Genomic DNA, 14648 nt, shown 5'->3' with positions numbered 1-14648 from the left:
AAAGATGAACCGCCACCCTGGCCGGTGACGGTTCGTTTTAGAACTATAACCCAAAAGGGCTGACCGCTTGTCGCAGTGCCTTTTCTATTTGTAGTATAGTTACTTTTTATAAATTTGTCAAGGCTTTACGTTCAGCCCTGCTTTTTCCAGCGGCGCATCACGCCCATGCCCAGCGCATAGGGGCCGGTGTGCACGGCAATGGTGCAGCCGATCTGCAACAGGCCCACTTCGCACTGAGCGCCGGGGTACTTTGCACGCAGGGCCGCGCGGGTCTGCATCCACAGGCGCTTGCCTTCCTCTTCGTCGTAGCCGTAGCCTACGGTGATGCGGTAGTCGTCCGGGGTGCCGCCGTGGGCATCCAGATAGTTCATCAGCTGTTCCAGCGCTTTTTCAAAGCTCTTCTGTCGGCCGCGTGCCACACCGCCGGAGAAGATCTCGCCATCCTTGAACAGGATCATCGGCTTGATGCCCAGCATGTTGGCTGCACGGCCCGTCACCTTGCCAATGCGGCCGCCCTTAATGAGATAGTCCAGATTGCCTACCGTGAAGAAGATCTGGTTGGTAGCTTTCTCTGCTTCCAGCCATGTCACAGTCTCGTCCAGCGTGCAGCCTGCGTCCCGCATGGCCACGGCGTTTTCCACCATGGTGGACTCGGTAACGGTAGCCGCCGCGCTGTCAATGACCTCAATGCGGGCATCGGGGAAATCTTCCAGCACCAGATCCCGGGCATTGCGGGCGCTGCCCACACAGCCGCTCATCTTGCTGGTGAACACCAGACACAGCACATCCCGGCCAGCAGCAGCATGGGCACGGAATGCCTGCTCAAAGTCCTCAATGGAAGCAAGGCTGGTTTTTGGGTAGGCCGAAGGGTTGTCCACCATGAACTGGTAGAAGTCCCGCACGGCGATCTCCTTGCCTTCTTTGCGGTAGTGCTCGCCGTCCAGCGAGACATAGAAGGGCACGACCTCGATTTGGAGCTGTTTGGCAGTGTCCAGCGTCAGGTCGCATGCGCTGTCGGTAATGATATCAAACATCTGTGACGCTTCCTTTTCTGAATCATTCAGGAGCTTTGCAGGGGATCATACGTGGTGGATATAAGCCTCACGCTCGGCACCCACAGAGATGTAGGTGATCTTGCAGCCGACAGCCTTTTCCAGATATTCCACGTAATCGCGTGCTTCCTTGGGCAGGTCTTCCCACTTGCGGGCTGCGGTGATATCGCAGTGCCAGCCGGGCAGGTACTCCACCACAGGCTGTGCGGTGTCCAGAGCTTCGCCCATGGGGAAGCGGGTGGTGGTGCTGCCATCGGTCAGCTTGTAGGCAGTGACCATGGGGATCTTTTCCATGTAGTCCAGCACGTCCAGCAGGGTCAGAGCAACTTCATCGCAGCCCTGGCAGAACACGCCGTAGCGGCTTGCCACCAGATCGATGGGGCCAACGCGGCGGGGACGGCCGGTGGCTGCACCGTACTCGTGGCCAGCCTCACGCAGGTCGTGCTTTTCCTCTTCGGTCATAGCCAGCTCGGCAGTGAAGGGGCCGTCACCCACGCAGGAGGAGTAAGCCTTCATCACGCCGATGGAGTTGTGCAGCTTGTGGCCCGGGATGCCTGCGCCGATGGGAGCGTAAGCACCGATGACGTTGGAAGAGGTGGTATAGGGGTAAATGCCGAAATCGATGTCGCGCAGAGCGCCCAGCTGAGCCTCGAACAGGACCTTCTTGCCTGCAGCGTCTGCATCGGCCAGATACTGGCCCACATCGCAGATGTAATCCTTGAAGATGGCGGCATACTTTTCGAGCCATGCCCACATCTCATCCACGCTGATGGGAGCTGCGTTGTAGCTGCCCTCCATCACCAGATTCTTGGAATCCACCATGGTGACGAGGCGCTTCTTCACAGCGTCGTCCAGATGCAGCAGGTCGCCCATGCGCAGGGTCTTCTTCATGTACTTGTCGCCGTAAGCGTAGGCAATGCCGCGCTTGGTGGAGCCGAACTGTGCGCCGGTCTTGGACAGACGTGCTTCTTCCAGACCGTCCTGCTCCACATGGTAGGGCATGGTGATGGTTGCACGGTCGGAGATCTTCAGGTTTGCCGGGCTGATCTCAACGCCCTGCTCCCGCAGCTTGTTGATCTCGCCGTCCAGATGATGCGGGTCGATGACCATGCCGTTGCCCATAACGCAGACCACGTTCGGACGCAGGATGCCGGAGGGCAGCAGATTCAGCACGAACTTGCCGCGCTCGTTCTTGACCGTGTGACCGGCGTTGTTGCCGCCCTGATAACGTGCAACGATGTCATACTCCTGGCTGATGAGGTCGACCATGCGGCCCTTGCCTTCATCGCCCCAGTTGATACCCGTAATTGCAGTAAGCATAATAAATGACCTCTTTATCATTTTTTCAAAAGACAGCCTTTTCCGTGCACCTTGCCCGGGATACGCCACCTTGGGAAAACACATCAGCAGGCATACACAAAGCACATACCAATGCAAGTATAGTATAGCACAGATCGCCGTGCAAAAAAAGAGGAAAACACAGCTTTGGGCTGCGTTTTCCTCCAAAAAAGTGTGCGCAAAATTGTGCGTTCAGCTGCGGGGGGTCTCAAGGTCGGCACGGCGGGTCACCTTGTGGATGGTGCCGTCCGGCTCCTGAATGGAGGTGTTGGCCAGCTGCGCGCGCAGGCTGGCCTTCATATCGTCGATGTATTCGCGGCGCAGGGCCTGCTGCTCTGCCTTTTCGGCCTCGGTCAGGCCGGTGGTCTTGCTCTTTTTTGCCAGCTCGTTGATGCGGGCGATCTTTTCCTGTGTCATGGTGCCTCCTGTATTTTCAAGCGGAATATGTTATAATAAGAAAGCAAACCCTCTCAGTCATTGCTGTGCAATGCCAGCTCCCCCGAAAGGGCGAGCTTTTAAGGAATTTTCTCAATCAGTATAGCAAAGGATGATAAAAATGGCAACTCAATTGAATTTTGCACAGCAGATGGATGCCGTGCTCAAAACGCTGGACGGCACCCGGCCGCGCCTTTTGCTCCACGCCTGCTGCGGCCCCTGCTCCAGCGCAGTGCTGGAACAGCTGTGCCAGTATTTTGAGATCACAGTGCTTTACTATAACCCCAACACATGGCCTGCAGAGGAATACCACCGCCGCGGCGAAGAGCTGAAGAAGTTCGTGGCGGCAGCCCATCCTCTGGGCGTGACCGTGGTGGAGGACCACTACGACCCGCAGGAGTTCTACTCTGCTGTCACCGGCCTTGAAAACGAGCCGGAGCGGGGCAGCCGGTGCACGATCTGCTACCGGCTGCGGATGCGCCGGGCGGCGCAATACGCCAGTGAGAACGGCTTCGACTGGTTCACCACCACACTGTCCATCAGCCCGCATAAAGATGCCAAGCGCATCAATGCCATCGGGCAGGAGCTGGAAGCCGAGTTCGGCGTAAAGCATCTGCCTTCGGACTTCAAAAAGCACAACGGCTATCTGCGCAGCCTGCAGCTTTCGGAGGAATACGGCCTGTACCGGCAGGATTACTGCGGGTGCGAGTTCAGCGCGAAGGCAAGAGGAATCGAAAAGTAAGCCGTTATCGGGCAGGCCGCTTTTTGCTTACTCTTCCGGCAGCTTTGCCACCAGCAGGGTGAAAATAATCAGCCCCACGCAGGGCACGATGTTGGAAGCCATACCGGCGGCAAGGCCAGCCTTTTCGGCTACGATGCCAATGATCCACGGCATGAGGATGGCACCGCTGGATGCCACCGGCAGCATGATGCCCATGCTGGTCACGCTGGTCATGCGGCCTGCGCTGGCCACGGCGGTGGGGTTCAGGCCCGCCATGGAGAACGCAAACGCAAACAGCAGCACGATGGCCATGCCCTGCGTGTGGGCCATGACCAGCAGCACATAGAAGAAGGTGCACAGCACGCTCATGCCCACCATGGCCTTGCGCGGGCTCTTGAACGGGAACACGAATGCGATCAGCAGACGGGCCACCAGCGTGGCACCCCACATGACCGTGACGGTGTAAGCCGCCAGTGTGCCCGCAATGATGCCGCTGCCCTTGAAGTAAGTGACCATCCAGCCGTTGACGCTCTGCTCTGCAGCGTTCTGGAAGAACAAAAGGCCGGTCAGCATCCAGAACCGTGCCGAACGCAGAAAGCTCCAGTCAATGGCCTGCTTTTCCTTGGCATTCCTGGCCTTGCCGCCGCCCAGCGGGGTAAAGGCATATACCAGCCACAGCACAAGTCCCAGTGCCGCCAGCAGGAACACCGCCAGCTCAGTGCTCACCTTCGCCGCTGCCGCAATGAGGAAGGGGCACAGCAGCGCACCACAGGCGTAGCAGCTGTGCATCAGGTTCATGCCCCGGGTGCGGTCAGCAGAGTGATCGCTGACCAGAATGGTGCAGGTGTTGATAACACTGCCCTTAGCAATGCCCACCACAAAGAAAGCTACTGCCAGCAGGATCTCTACACCGGTCAGGCCCATGATGCCGTAGCCCACCGCATAGCCGATGGTGAGCAGCAGCACACTGGGCTTCATGCCCAGTACACTGGGCAGCATACCGATGAGCAGGCCTGCCAGCAGATTGCCCACACTCATAAGTGAGAGCAGGGTGCCGGTCATGCCGTAGGCAAAGCCGTAGCGCTCCTGCAGCAGGCTGACCACCACGCCCGCACTGATGGCACAGATGCCACTGAAGAAGAAAGTAAGAAAGCCTGTATTCCGCAGGCGTGCAGACTGTTGTTCCATGATCGTCCTCTTTCTGTGAAAATATCCTCCTTCTATTTAACCATAATTCCGCATCATTGCAACCGGATTTTCTTACAAAAAGTTGCAAAAAGCCCGCCGGGGCACGGACGATTTAAAATGCCCTCCGCTTGCGCTCTGGGCATCTTCAGCGGAAAAATCATTTTTAATTTCGCGTTTGTCGCGCTCTGCGGAGCGCTCCAAACGCTTTTTTCACGAGAGGAGCTGTGACGGGAAAATTCATCTCTTCTCTGCGACCTTTCTTGTGAAAATGGTAGAACGGAACGCCCGCAGGCGTTCCGTTCTACCGAAATCCAGAAGAATACTTCCTTGAATTATGCCCAGAGCAACGCGGAGGGCACTCCCAATCATTTTCATGCAAAAAGCCCGCCGGGCATCGCTGCACGGCGGGCTTTGATTTACAGTTTACTCTGCCTTGGTCTCGGGCTTTGCCTCAGCCTTGGCTTCCGGCTTTGCTGCGGGGGCAGCAGCGGGAGCGGCGGGCTTCACCACCGGCTTCGGGGGATTGGGGTCATCCTTCAGCGGGAAGAGGATGATGTGCTTGGGGCACTTCTGGGCACACATGCCGCAGCCCTTGCACTTGTCATAGTCGATGCGGGCCACGCCGTCCACCACGTGGATAGCGTCGAACTTACAGGTGCGCTCGCACATGCCGCAGGCAATGCAGGAGGTGGTGCACAGCTTGTTTGCCACAGCACCCTTGTCCTTGTTGGAGCACATGACCACCGGCTTGCGCGGGCCGCCCACATCGATCATGATGACCTGCTTGGGGCAGATGTTTGCGCAGGCACCGCAGCCGGTGCACTTGTCCTTGTCCACCTTGGCAACACCGTCCACAATGTGGATGGCATCGAACTTACACACCTTGGTGCAGTCGCCCAGACCAACGCAGGCAAAGGAGCAGGTCTTGGGGCCGCCGTACAGGGCTGCAGCAGCTGCACAGGTCTGGATGCCCTTGTAATCGTAAGCAGGCTTGCAGTGCTCGGAATTGCCCTGACACTGGACAACCGCCTTCTTTTCCACAGCGCTGGCCGTGCCGCCCATGATCTTGGCAATGGCAGCGGCAGCCTTGGGGCCGCCAGGTGCGCACTTGTCGCAGGGCACGCCGTCCATGACCACAGCCTTTGCGTAGTCCGCACAGCCTGCGTAGCCGCAGCCGCCGCAGTTTGCACCGGCAAGGCAGTTGGTAACTTCTTCAATGCGGGGGTCTTCCTCCACCGCCATGAACTTGGACGCTGCGACCAGAACGATCGCGCCGACTGCGCCCACGATGGTACACAGGATAACAGCAGATACAATATTCATAATCCTGTTCCTCCCTTACAGCGTGACATTGAACAGGTTTTCGACGATGCCGCCGAAGCCCATGAAGGACAGGCTGGTGATTGCTGCTGCGATCAGGGTGATGGGCAGGCCCTTGAAGGGTGCCGGGGGATCGCAGGCTTCCACGCGCTTGCGCACGCCGCTGAACATGACCATAGCCAGCATGAAGCCGCAGCCTGCGCCGATGGCACACACCAGAGCCTCAATGTAAGCAACACCGAAGCCCATAGCAGCCACATCTGCGCCGTAGTCGCCCACGACCAGAATGGTGACAGCCAGAACACAGCAGTTGGTGGTGATCAGGGGCAGGTAAACGCCCAGAGAGTTATACAGTGCAACCACGTACTTCTTGAGGAAGATCTCGATGAACTGCACCAGAACAGCAATGACCAGAATGAACACGATGGTCTGCAGGTAGCTCAGACCAGCCGGGTCCAGAATGAAGATCTGGATGGGGAAGGTAACGGCCGTTGCCATGAACATGACGAAGATGACGGCACCGGACATACCAACCGCAGAATCCAGCTTTTTGGAAACGCCCAGGAACGGGCAGATACCGTAGAACTTCACCAGCACGTAGTTGTTGACCAGGATCATGCTGAAGAAGATCGCAGCGAGTTTTACTAACATCTTATTCTGCCTCCTTCTTCAGGTTATCAAGGTCGCAGCAGCTCTTGCGCTCGATGCGGGCATCCAGCTTGCCTTCCAGCCACACACAGCCGGCCATCAACAGGCCAAAGCAGAAGAATGCGCCGGGAGCCTGCGTCATGATGGAGACCTTGGCAACGCTTTCCGGGATCACCTGGAAGCCCAGCCATGTGCCGCTGCCCAGGATCTCACGGATGGATGCCATCAGGGTAGCGGTGAGGGTGTAGCCAACGCCCATGCCCACGCCGTCCAGTGCGGAGTCCACGATGCTGTTCTTGCAGGCGAACATCTCGGCACGGCCCAGAATGATACAGTTGACAACGATCAGGGGCAGGAACACGCCCAGAGCGTTGTACAGGCTTTCCATGTAAGCCTGCATGAACATCTGAACGATGGTCACGAAGCTTGCGATAATGACGATGTAGCAGGGCAGATGCACCTTGCCGGGGATCACCTTGCGCAGCAGGGAGATCATGATATTGGAGCACACCAGCACGAAGGTGAAGGCGGCACCCATGCCCAGAGCGCTGGAAACTGCAGTGGTAACTGCCAGAATGGAGCAGGTACCCAGAACCAGACGCAGAACGGGGTTTTCTTTGATAATGCCGTTGGTAAGGATGCTTACCTTGGACTTATTTTCTTGTGCCATTTCTTACCAACCTCCTTTACGCCAGCTCGTTGTAGCAGTTGACACAGTCATTGATGGCAGCAAACAGAGCGGTGGACGAAATGGTTGCGCCGCTGTAGGCGTCGTAATCCTGATTCATCACAATGTTCTGGGTGCCGTCCATGCCGTCGAACTGCGCCAGGAAGTCGTCACTGCTCACGTTGGAACCGATGCCCTTGGTCTGGGTGGAAGCGTCCACCCAGATGCCGGTCTCGGCGCCGTTGGCATCAAAGCCCATGATAACGGTCAGGATACCGCCGTCAAAGCCCTTTTCCTCGGCCTTGATCGCAGTGCTGCCGTCCGGAGCTTTGACCACGCCGGTGATGCCGGCGGTGGTGTAATCGGTCACTTCTTCCAGCTCGCTGGCATCCGAAACGGAGGGCAGCACGCCGACATAAGCGGCCAGAGTGGTGCGCTTGGTGTTCTCGGCAATGACCGGGGCGGTCATACCGTTCACCAGTGCCAGCAGCAGGCTGGCGATCAGGGAGATAACGCTCAGCACAACAATGGGCTTGATGGTGCTCTCCCAGTTGGAAGACTTACTCATTTGCCAGCACCCTCCTTTGCTTTCTTTGCAGGCTTGATGTAGCCATACGGGGTCTGACGGGTCAGATCGTTGATGTAGGGAACCCACAGGTTCATGAACAGCAGTGCGAAGGACACGCCCTCGGTGTAGCTGCCCCAGTAACGGATGGCAAAGGTGACGATGCCCAGTGCCACGCCGTACACCAGCTTGCCCTTCAGGGTGAAGGGGCTGGTAACGTAGTCGGTAGCCATGAACACGGCACCGAACAGCAGGCCGCCGCTCAGCACGGCAACCAGAGCCTCGTGCACACTGTGGGTAGCAATGAGGTAGAACACGAACATGCTGCCGACGTAAGAAGCCGGGATAGCGATGCTGATGGTCTTGGTGGCCACCAGATAGATCAGGCCCAGCACGATGGCCAGTGCGCAGGTCTCGCCCAGCACACCGCCGTGGATGCCCATGAACAGATCCAGCAGGCTCAGCTTAGACTTATCGGCCACAGCCAGCGGGGTAGCGCTGGACAGCTGGTCCACCGCTGCATCCGGGAACACCCACTTGTTCATGGAACCGGCAAAGCTGATGAACAGCACGATACGGCCCACCAGAGCGGGGTTGGCAAAGTTCATGCCGATGCCGCCGAACAGCTGCTTGACGATGACGATGGCCACCAGATCACCGATGATGAGCTGGCCGATGGGCATGCCCACGGGCACGTTCATGGCCAGAATGATGCCGGTGACGACGGCGGACAGGTCGCTGATGGGGTTGGGCTTCTTGAGCAGCTTGCAGTACAGCCACTCAAAGGCCACGCAGGCCACCACGGACACGGCTGTTACCAGCAGTGCACGCATACCAAAAATAATGGCAGAGGCCACCACGCAGGGGCACAGGGCGACGATCACGTTGGCCATCAGGCTCTGGGTGGTCTCTTCGCTGCGCACATGCGGGGAAGCCGAAACAATAAGCTTCGTATCCATTACTTATTGCCTCCTTTTTTGATTTCACCAAGGTAGAACGCCTTTGCCAGACTCATCATCTGGGTAACAGGGCGCTTTGCCGGGCAGACGAACGAGCAGCTGCCGCAGTTGAAGCAGTAGTCTGCATGCAGCTTGCCCAGCTCCTGCACATCGCGTGCAGCGTATGCCTGATTGACCTCCACAGGCTCCAGACCCATGGGGCAGTACTCCACGCAGCGGCCGCAGCGGATGCAGGGATTCACCGGTGCAGGCTCTGCAGCGGCCTTGCTCAGGAAGATCAGGCCGGAGGTGGTCTTGGTGGTGGGGTAGCTCAGGTTCTCCACAGCGGGGCCCATCATGGCACCGCCGGCAACCACTTTGCCCAGCTCGCCCTTGACACCCGCAAAATCAATGATGTCCTGATAGGCAGTACCCACGGGGACAACGATGTTCTGGGGCTTTGCGCAGGCATCGCCGTCCACAGTGATGGTGCGCTCGACCACCGGCATACCGGTAGCCAGATACTTGCCAAGGGTGGAAACGCTGGTCACGTTCATGACGATAGCGCCGGCATCTGCGGGCAGACCGCCGTGGGGCACTTCGCGGCCCAGACACTTTTCAATAAGAATCAGCTCTGCGCCGGTGCCGTAGACACTGGGCAGGGGCTTGACCTCGATGGTGCTGTCGCCATTGGTCTTTTTGCACAGCAGGTCGATGCACTCGGGCTTGTTGTTCTCAATGCCGATGACGCACTTCGGGATGCCGGTGTACTGCAGCACGGCCTTGATGCCGCGGATGATATCATCGCTGCAGTTCAGCATTTCCTGCGTATCGCTGGTCAGCCACACTTCACACTCGGAAGCGTTGATCAGCAGGGTATCCACCTGCTGCTTGGGCTGCAGCTTTACGTCGGTCGGGAAGCCTGCGCCGCCCAGACCGACCAGGCCGCACTCACGCACAGCCTTGAGGAAGCTGGCCTTATCGGTCACTTCCGGTGCCTTGACAGCCGGATCCACGGTCTGTTTGCCATCGGTCTTGATGACGACAGAGTCGCACATGCGGCCATTGGACAGACGGAAGGGCTCCACTGCGGCAACCGTGCCGGAGACACTGGAGTGGATGTTTGCAGAGACGAAGCCGCCAGCCTCGCCGATCTTGGTGCCAACGAATACCTCGTCGCCCTTTTTGACCAGAGCTTTGGCGGGAGCGCCGATATGCTGGCTCATAAGGATGCGTACCTGCGCGGGCAGAGGCATCGGGATCGGTTTGCTTGCAGCAGTTGCCTTGTCATGCGGCGTATGCGCGCCAAGCGCCGCACGTTTCAGCTTGTTCAACATGGAATTCAAATCCCCCATTCTGCTTGAATTGCCGCCCCCACGCCCATGCAGGCGCACTGGTACAGGGACAGCAGCTGCTTAACATGTTTATTGTATCATTTTGGCGTGGGAAGTCAACGACAATGGCACAAAAATGATGTATTTTCCTGAACTTTCTTTTCATTTTTTCGTGGTTATATATAACTAACCACCGTATTTTTCTTCCTGTATCCGGTGTTTGCCTTTGCAGACGAAATATGGTATACTATTGTCAACATTCACTTGCGGAACGTCCCCCGCTCCGCGCAAGATTTTTCCAAGGAGGCTTCAAACCATGAAAGTTCTCAAAGTGCTGCTCGCATTGCTCACCACGCTGGCCGTTGCCCTGACCGCCGCGCTGCTGTTCATTCAGGATAAAAACGCGCCTCGCTATATCCAGATCTACGAAAACGAGCAGTAACACCCGTCCTGCACAAAAACAGCCCCCAGCCTGAGCGGCAGTGCCGCTGCCCGGGCCGGGGGTTTTGTGGTTTTTGCCGGGTCGGCAGATCGTTGACCGATACAGAAAAGGCGCTGGCCGGAGCCAGCGCCTTTTTGTTATGCTTTAAAGTTTGGGGTTTGCTTAGTTTTTGGTAGTGGTGTCAGGGGCAGCCGGGGTCTCGGTTTCAACAACTACAACATAGGTCTTGTCGCCAATTTTACCAACAGCAACGCCAACATCCCGTTTGGTTGCATCCCGATCAACGCCACTATTTACATAAATAGTATCCATCATCCGCATAAGCATTTCCTGTTTTTGAGCTTCAGGAATAATGCTGCACTTAAACTTGTAGTCCTCTACAAAGGAAATATCATAGCCAGTGTTTTCCTTCAGGACGCCCTCTTTTTCCGTAGCTGCCTGCATCAGAGCTCCTACGGTCTTATCCGTCTGGGTTTTATCCTGATAGGCAGCGTTGGCTTCGGTCAGCAGCTTCTGTGCAATGCCGTCCAACTCAGGAGTGTTGTGGCATTCTGTATCTGTCATCACTGCAGCATCACTCATCAAATTCAGAATGAACTGCTTGGTAGAGTTGACGCCACTCGCATTGCCGCAGCCCACCATGGACAGAGCCAGAACCGCTGCCAGTGCAGCAGCAGCCAGTTTTTTGAACAATTTCATGGTCTTGTTCCTCCTAAAATCTATTTACAGGTCGATGTTCTGTTTTCGCCGGTCGATCAGGCCTCTGCCTTTTTCACCAGCAGAACCAGATAGTTCTTGTCCTTGATCTTACCCGTAGCTGCACCAATCTCGATCGAATCGTCCTCACCAATTACAGGGCTGCCAATTTTAACGGCCGTATCAGAATTATTGTAGTACCCCTCGTTTGCAATGTACTGGATTGCTTTATCAAGTGTGTCTTCCATTTCCCCAATGTAGAGATACTGCATCAATTCCGTACTCAGCTGGCCATAAGGTTTAAAGATCGCAATGTAATTGCCGTCAATGGTCTGCTTTTTCAGCAATGCTTTCACCGTAACATCATCGTCTTTTGCTGCTTCATCCGCTGCAGCCTTCTCAATGAGCGCAGCCGCTGCCGCATCCATGGCAGTCGTGTGGGTCGCAACCTTGTGGTCAGCACAGTAGCTGTCTTCGATCACATTCAGCACTTCGTTCTTCAGATCAATTGCCGAGCCCGTGCCGCCTGCACCGCAGCCCACCATGGTCAGTGCCAGAGCCGCCACCAGTACGGCAGCCGCCAGTTTCTTGAACAGTTTCATTTTTTTCTCCTCCTTTTTATCAAAAAGGTATCTCACATCCAGACCGAACCCCTCCGGTCTGTTTTATCTATTGTACCCCCCCCCCCCGGCAGCAACGTCAATTCGCAGAAAAAACAAAAAATACGTCCGCCTTTTGGCACAGGTGCGCACCGTTTTGGGGCTGCGGCGTATCCTTTGGCAGGAAAGCACAGCACCGCGCCGGAGCTTTTTTGTGTTTTTTCATGGCATACAAAAAAACACCGCCGGGTCTCCCTCAGCGGTGTTTTTAGGCAAAATATTCCTTTTAGTAATCTTTTTCGCAGCCCAGCAGGTATTTCATGTGCTCAAAGGTGCGCTCGTGTCCAAGGTCGCGCACCATCTTCAGCAGCTCTTCCAGCAGGGCACGGGTGTCCGGGTGGAGCAGGTAGTGGGTCTTGCTGCGCTCGTAGTATTCCCACGGGGAAGCATCGGTGTACTTGTCGCCCAGATAGATCTGGCTTGCCGCCACCCGGTCGCACACCATTTCGCACACATAGCGCAGGGGCATCTTCATGCCGGCAAGGCCCGCCTTCCGGGTGCTGTAATCGATCCAGTATTCCAGATGGTGCTTGTTGCGGCCCTTGTGGTGCAGCCACGCGGAGGAATAGCCCCGCGCCAGACGTTCCGCTTCGTTGGGGCTGTGGTCACCCTGATAATAGATGCAGCCCGGAATGAACTCGGTAGGGCTGTACTTGCTCAGGTCGTGGGCAAGGCCCTGCTCATAGAGCCCGCAGGCAAAGCAGTATTTCATCACCAGCAGCTTGTGCCGGGTGATGGTCTCAAAATGGCCTTTGATGTTCATGCTGTTATTTCCTCCACTGCACCGTGATACGTCCTTCTTTCAGCCCGCGCAGATCATTGCTTTCGGAAAAATCCTCCCGGTCCATGGTCAGGTTGGGGTTGTAGTAGGGGTCGTGCAGGATGTTCGCCTTGCCGTGCACGGCATACAGCCGCTGCTGCTCGGCGGCAAAGCGCCGGGCTTTCACCGGGTCTTTTTCGTCGCCGCCGCGGCTCTTGCTCTCGTAATGGGTCAGCTGAGCATAGGGTGTCCACGCAATGCGGTATCCTGCATCCCGCACCCGCAGGCAGAAATCCACATCGTTGAAGGCCACCGCAAAGGCTTCGTCCAGACCGCCCACTTCGTCCCACACGCTGGTCTTTACCAGCAGGCAGGCACCGGTGACAGCGGAAAAGTCCTGCACCGTGGCAGCGCGGAACAGGTAGCCGCTGCCGCCCGCCTTGCGGTATTTGTGGCTGTGGCCCGCGTAGCCGCCAAGGCCGGTCACAACGCCCGCATGCTGCAACGTCTCGTCCGGGTAAAGCAGCTCCGCGCCGCAGATGGCCGCGCCGCCGGGGTGGGCGCACTGCCGCAAAAGCTCGGTGAGCCAGTCGGCATTGCGCACCTCCACGTCGTTGTTCAGCAGCAGCAGATAATCCCCGCTGGCGTACTGCCGGCCAAAGTTGTTGATGCCGGAAAAGTTGAATCCCTTCTGCGGGTAGTTGACCACCTGCAGGCCGTCGTAGCGCTGCCGGGCTTCCTTATAATAGGTAAAGGTGGCCGGTTCGGTGGAGTTGTTCTCGATGACGATGACCTCAAAGTTCTCCCAGCTGGTTTTGGTCCAGATGCTGTGCAGGCACTTTTCCAGATCGTCGGTGTGGTCCTTGTTCGGGATGAGGATGCTTACCTTCGGGTCGCCCACGATATCCCACTTCACCCGGTAGGTACTGGGGAACAGGCCATCCTCCACGGTGCCGGTGCGTCCGGTGCGGGCCAGATGGTCGGCCAGCGCCTTTTTGGCTGCTGCCGCCACATAGGGCTTGGCATCGGTGCCGCCGGAGGTGGAGCCTGCGTGCACCCGCCAGTAGTACAGCACCTGCGGCACATGGGCCGCGCCGCCGGTCTTTTCCACAAGGCGCAGGAACAGGTCGTGGTCCTGACTGCCGTCGCACTCCGGCCGCTCCCCGCCGATCTCATCCCACAGCGCCTTTTGGAACACCGCCAAGTGGCAGATGTAGTTGCAGCACAGCAGGTAGTCCGGGGCGTAATCCGGCTTGAAGTGGGCCACCATGGGCCGCTGGATGCTCTTGGAAAAGAGTGCTTCATCGCTGTAGAGGAAGCCGTCCGGCCCGCCCTGCGCCCGCAGCTGCAGAATGGCTTTGCCCATGGTGTACATGGCGTGGGGCGCAAGGATATCATCGTGGTCGGCAAGGGCCAGATATTCCCCTGCGGCAAGCTCTGCCGCAGCATTGGTGTTGGCCGCGATGCCCTTGTTTTCGATCTTTTTGTATACGATTTGTTGATATTTCGCCTGATATTCCTCCACGATGCGCTTCACATCGGCATGTTCTGCATCGGAAGCATCCGCAAGGCAGAGCTGACCGTTGGGGGCCGTCTGGTTCACAAAGGAATCCAGAAATTCCCGCAGGTATTTTTCCGGTGTATTATACAGCGGGGTCAGGATGCTGATGATGGGCAGGCCGCAGTCTGCCGCCGTTTTGCCGGCCATTTCGGCCCGCTGGGCTTCCAGCACCTTTTTGGCGGGCAGATAGCGGGCACGCTTGCCAAAGCAGCGGCGTTTGACAAAGCCCGCGCCCCGTTTGAGCATGGTGGGCAGGCCCTCGTCCCTCGTCAGCTGCACCGCATAGCCTGCCAGTTCTCTGGCACGTTTCAGTCGTACATTCAT

General features: G+C 57.3%; 16 protein-coding genes. 2 read left to right on the top strand and 14 right to left on the bottom strand.

The features are described 5' to 3' along the window. Nucleotides 1–131: 131 nt before the first annotated feature. From DWV57_RS10155 to DWV57_RS10145, 3 genes are all read right to left on the bottom strand, one after another. Nucleotides 132–1034, bottom strand: a complete 903-nt coding sequence (locus tag DWV57_RS10155; RefSeq protein WP_005943906.1) for a DegV family protein — start codon at nt 1032–1034, stop codon at nt 132–134. Between the two features lie 45 nt (nt 1035–1079). Further along, nucleotides 1080–2372 carry an adenylosuccinate synthase gene (locus DWV57_RS10150; RefSeq protein WP_044953951.1) on the bottom strand — a complete coding sequence of 431 codons (1293 nt, stop codon included), beginning with the start codon at nt 2370–2372 and terminating at the stop codon, nt 1080–1082. A 210-nt stretch (nt 2373–2582) separates the two neighbouring features. Next, nucleotides 2583–2807, bottom strand: a complete 225-nt coding sequence (locus DWV57_RS10145) for a DUF896 domain-containing protein (RefSeq protein ID WP_120020704.1) — start codon at nt 2805–2807, stop codon at nt 2583–2585. Nucleotides 2808–2937: 130 nt separating this feature from the next. Here DWV57_RS10145 and DWV57_RS10140 point away from each other — a divergent pair, with 130 nt between their 5' ends. Further along, nucleotides 2938–3567: an epoxyqueuosine reductase QueH gene (locus tag DWV57_RS10140; RefSeq protein WP_005943897.1), complete on the top strand. Its 630-nt coding sequence runs from the start codon at nt 2938–2940 to the stop codon at nt 3565–3567. A 27-nt stretch (nt 3568–3594) separates the two neighbouring features. Here the strand turns inward: DWV57_RS10140 and DWV57_RS10135 are convergent, their stop codons facing one another. The 7 genes from DWV57_RS10135 to rsxC form a co-directional block, all read right to left on the bottom strand. Then, nucleotides 3595–4734, bottom strand: coding sequence for an MFS transporter (locus DWV57_RS10135; RefSeq protein WP_120020703.1), 1140 nt, complete (start codon nt 4732–4734; stop codon nt 3595–3597). Nucleotides 4735–5157: 423 nt separating this feature from the next. Then, complete coding sequence (locus DWV57_RS10130) at nt 5158–6057, bottom strand: RnfABCDGE type electron transport complex subunit B (RefSeq protein ID WP_120020702.1); 900 nt, start codon at nt 6055–6057, stop codon at nt 5158–5160. Between the two features lie 15 nt (nt 6058–6072). Continuing rightward, a complete protein-coding gene (locus tag DWV57_RS10125; protein WP_005943888.1) occupies nt 6073–6705 on the bottom strand; it encodes an Rnf-Nqr domain containing protein in 633 nt (210 codons plus the stop codon). Between the two features lies 1 nt (nt 6706). Next, entirely contained in the window at nt 6707–7372 is a 666-nt protein-coding gene (locus tag DWV57_RS10120) for an electron transport complex subunit E (RefSeq protein WP_005943886.1), read from the bottom strand. A 16-nt stretch (nt 7373–7388) separates the two neighbouring features. Then, nucleotides 7389–7937, bottom strand: coding sequence for an FMN-binding protein (locus DWV57_RS10115; RefSeq protein ID WP_097777392.1), 549 nt, complete (start codon nt 7935–7937; stop codon nt 7389–7391). Continuing rightward, nucleotides 7934–8893, bottom strand: coding sequence for an RnfABCDGE type electron transport complex subunit D (locus tag DWV57_RS10110; RefSeq protein ID WP_097774296.1), 960 nt, complete (start codon nt 8891–8893; stop codon nt 7934–7936). The genes DWV57_RS10115 and DWV57_RS10110 overlap by 4 nt, the downstream gene beginning before the upstream one ends. Then, the gene (gene rsxC / locus DWV57_RS10105) at nt 8893–10209 is read right to left on the bottom strand and encodes an electron transport complex subunit RsxC (protein WP_242959231.1); all 1317 of its coding nucleotides are present in this window, start codon (nt 10207–10209) and stop codon (nt 8893–8895) included. Before rsxC ends, DWV57_RS10110 begins: the two co-directional genes overlap by 1 nt. A gap of 313 nt (nt 10210–10522) precedes the next feature. On the opposite strand from rsxC, the gene DWV57_RS14955 reads away from it, so the two are divergent. After that, nucleotides 10523–10648 carry a hypothetical protein gene (locus DWV57_RS14955; protein WP_279221645.1) on the top strand — a complete coding sequence of 42 codons (126 nt, stop codon included), beginning with the start codon at nt 10523–10525 and terminating at the stop codon, nt 10646–10648. Nucleotides 10649–10810: 162 nt separating this feature from the next. Here DWV57_RS14955 and DWV57_RS10100 read toward each other — a convergent pair whose 3' ends face one another. The 4 genes from DWV57_RS10100 to DWV57_RS10085 form a co-directional block, all read right to left on the bottom strand. Further along, nucleotides 10811–11347, bottom strand: coding sequence for a hypothetical protein (locus tag DWV57_RS10100; protein ID WP_120020701.1), 537 nt, complete (start codon nt 11345–11347; stop codon nt 10811–10813). A 56-nt stretch (nt 11348–11403) separates the two neighbouring features. After that, entirely contained in the window at nt 11404–11946 is a 543-nt protein-coding gene (locus DWV57_RS10095; RefSeq protein WP_120020700.1) for a hypothetical protein, read from the bottom strand. Nucleotides 11947–12229: 283 nt separating this feature from the next. Continuing rightward, nucleotides 12230–12766 carry a DUF5662 family protein gene (locus tag DWV57_RS10090; protein ID WP_120020699.1) on the bottom strand — a complete coding sequence of 179 codons (537 nt, stop codon included), beginning with the start codon at nt 12764–12766 and terminating at the stop codon, nt 12230–12232. Between the two features lie 4 nt (nt 12767–12770). Continuing rightward, nucleotides 12771–14648 (bottom strand): glycosyltransferase family 2 protein, encoded by a 1878-nt coding sequence (locus DWV57_RS10085; protein ID WP_120020698.1) that lies wholly within the window; start codon nt 14646–14648, stop codon nt 12771–12773.

It is taken from the genome of Faecalibacterium sp. AF10-46 (genome assembly GCF_003604105.1).
Lineage (GTDB): Bacteria > Bacillota > Clostridia > Oscillospirales > Ruminococcaceae > Faecalibacterium > Faecalibacterium taiwanense.
The sequence above is the reverse complement of the archived record's forward strand: the minus strand, read 5'-3'. Positions and strand labels throughout refer to the sequence as shown.

What these genes read in the sequence shown, in the direction of transcription:
- DWV57_RS10155 (WP_005943906.1), bottom strand. Translation starts at nt 1,034, where the DNA reads ATGTTTGATATCATTACCGACAGCGCATGCGACCTGACGCTGGACACT.
- DWV57_RS10150 (WP_044953951.1), bottom strand. Translation starts at nt 2,372, where the DNA reads ATGCTTACTGCAATTACGGGTATCAACTGGGGCGATGAAGGCAAGGGC.
- DWV57_RS10145 (WP_120020704.1), bottom strand. Translation starts at nt 2,807, where the DNA reads ATGACACAGGAAAAGATCGCCCGCATCAACGAGCTGGCAAAAAAGAGC.
- DWV57_RS10140 (WP_005943897.1), top strand. Translation starts at nt 2,938, where the DNA reads ATGATAAAAATGGCAACTCAATTGAATTTTGCACAGCAGATGGATGCC.
- DWV57_RS10135 (WP_120020703.1), bottom strand. Translation starts at nt 4,734, where the DNA reads ATGGAACAACAGTCTGCACGCCTGCGGAATACAGGCTTTCTTACTTTC.
- DWV57_RS10130 (WP_120020702.1), bottom strand. Translation starts at nt 6,057, where the DNA reads ATGAATATTGTATCTGCTGTTATCCTGTGTACCATCGTGGGCGCAGTC.
- DWV57_RS10125 (WP_005943888.1), bottom strand. Translation starts at nt 6,705, where the DNA reads ATGTTAGTAAAACTCGCTGCGATCTTCTTCAGCATGATCCTGGTCAAC.
- DWV57_RS10120 (WP_005943886.1), bottom strand. Translation starts at nt 7,372, where the DNA reads ATGGCACAAGAAAATAAGTCCAAGGTAAGCATCCTTACCAACGGCATT.
- DWV57_RS10115 (WP_097777392.1), bottom strand. Translation starts at nt 7,937, where the DNA reads ATGAGTAAGTCTTCCAACTGGGAGAGCACCATCAAGCCCATTGTTGTG.
- DWV57_RS10110 (WP_097774296.1), bottom strand. Translation starts at nt 8,893, where the DNA reads ATGGATACGAAGCTTATTGTTTCGGCTTCCCCGCATGTGCGCAGCGAA.
- rsxC (WP_242959231.1), bottom strand. Translation starts at nt 10,209, where the DNA reads ATGTTGAACAAGCTGAAACGTGCGGCGCTTGGCGCGCATACGCCGCAT.
- DWV57_RS14955 (WP_279221645.1), top strand. Translation starts at nt 10,523, where the DNA reads ATGAAAGTTCTCAAAGTGCTGCTCGCATTGCTCACCACGCTGGCCGTT.
- DWV57_RS10100 (WP_120020701.1), bottom strand. Translation starts at nt 11,347, where the DNA reads ATGAAATTGTTCAAAAAACTGGCTGCTGCTGCACTGGCAGCGGTTCTG.
- DWV57_RS10095 (WP_120020700.1), bottom strand. Translation starts at nt 11,946, where the DNA reads ATGAAACTGTTCAAGAAACTGGCGGCTGCCGTACTGGTGGCGGCTCTG.
- DWV57_RS10090 (WP_120020699.1), bottom strand. Translation starts at nt 12,766, where the DNA reads ATGAACATCAAAGGCCATTTTGAGACCATCACCCGGCACAAGCTGCTG.
- DWV57_RS10085 (WP_120020698.1), bottom strand. Translation starts at nt 14,648, where the DNA reads ATGAATGTACGACTGAAACGTGCCAGAGAACTGGCAGGCTATGCGGTG.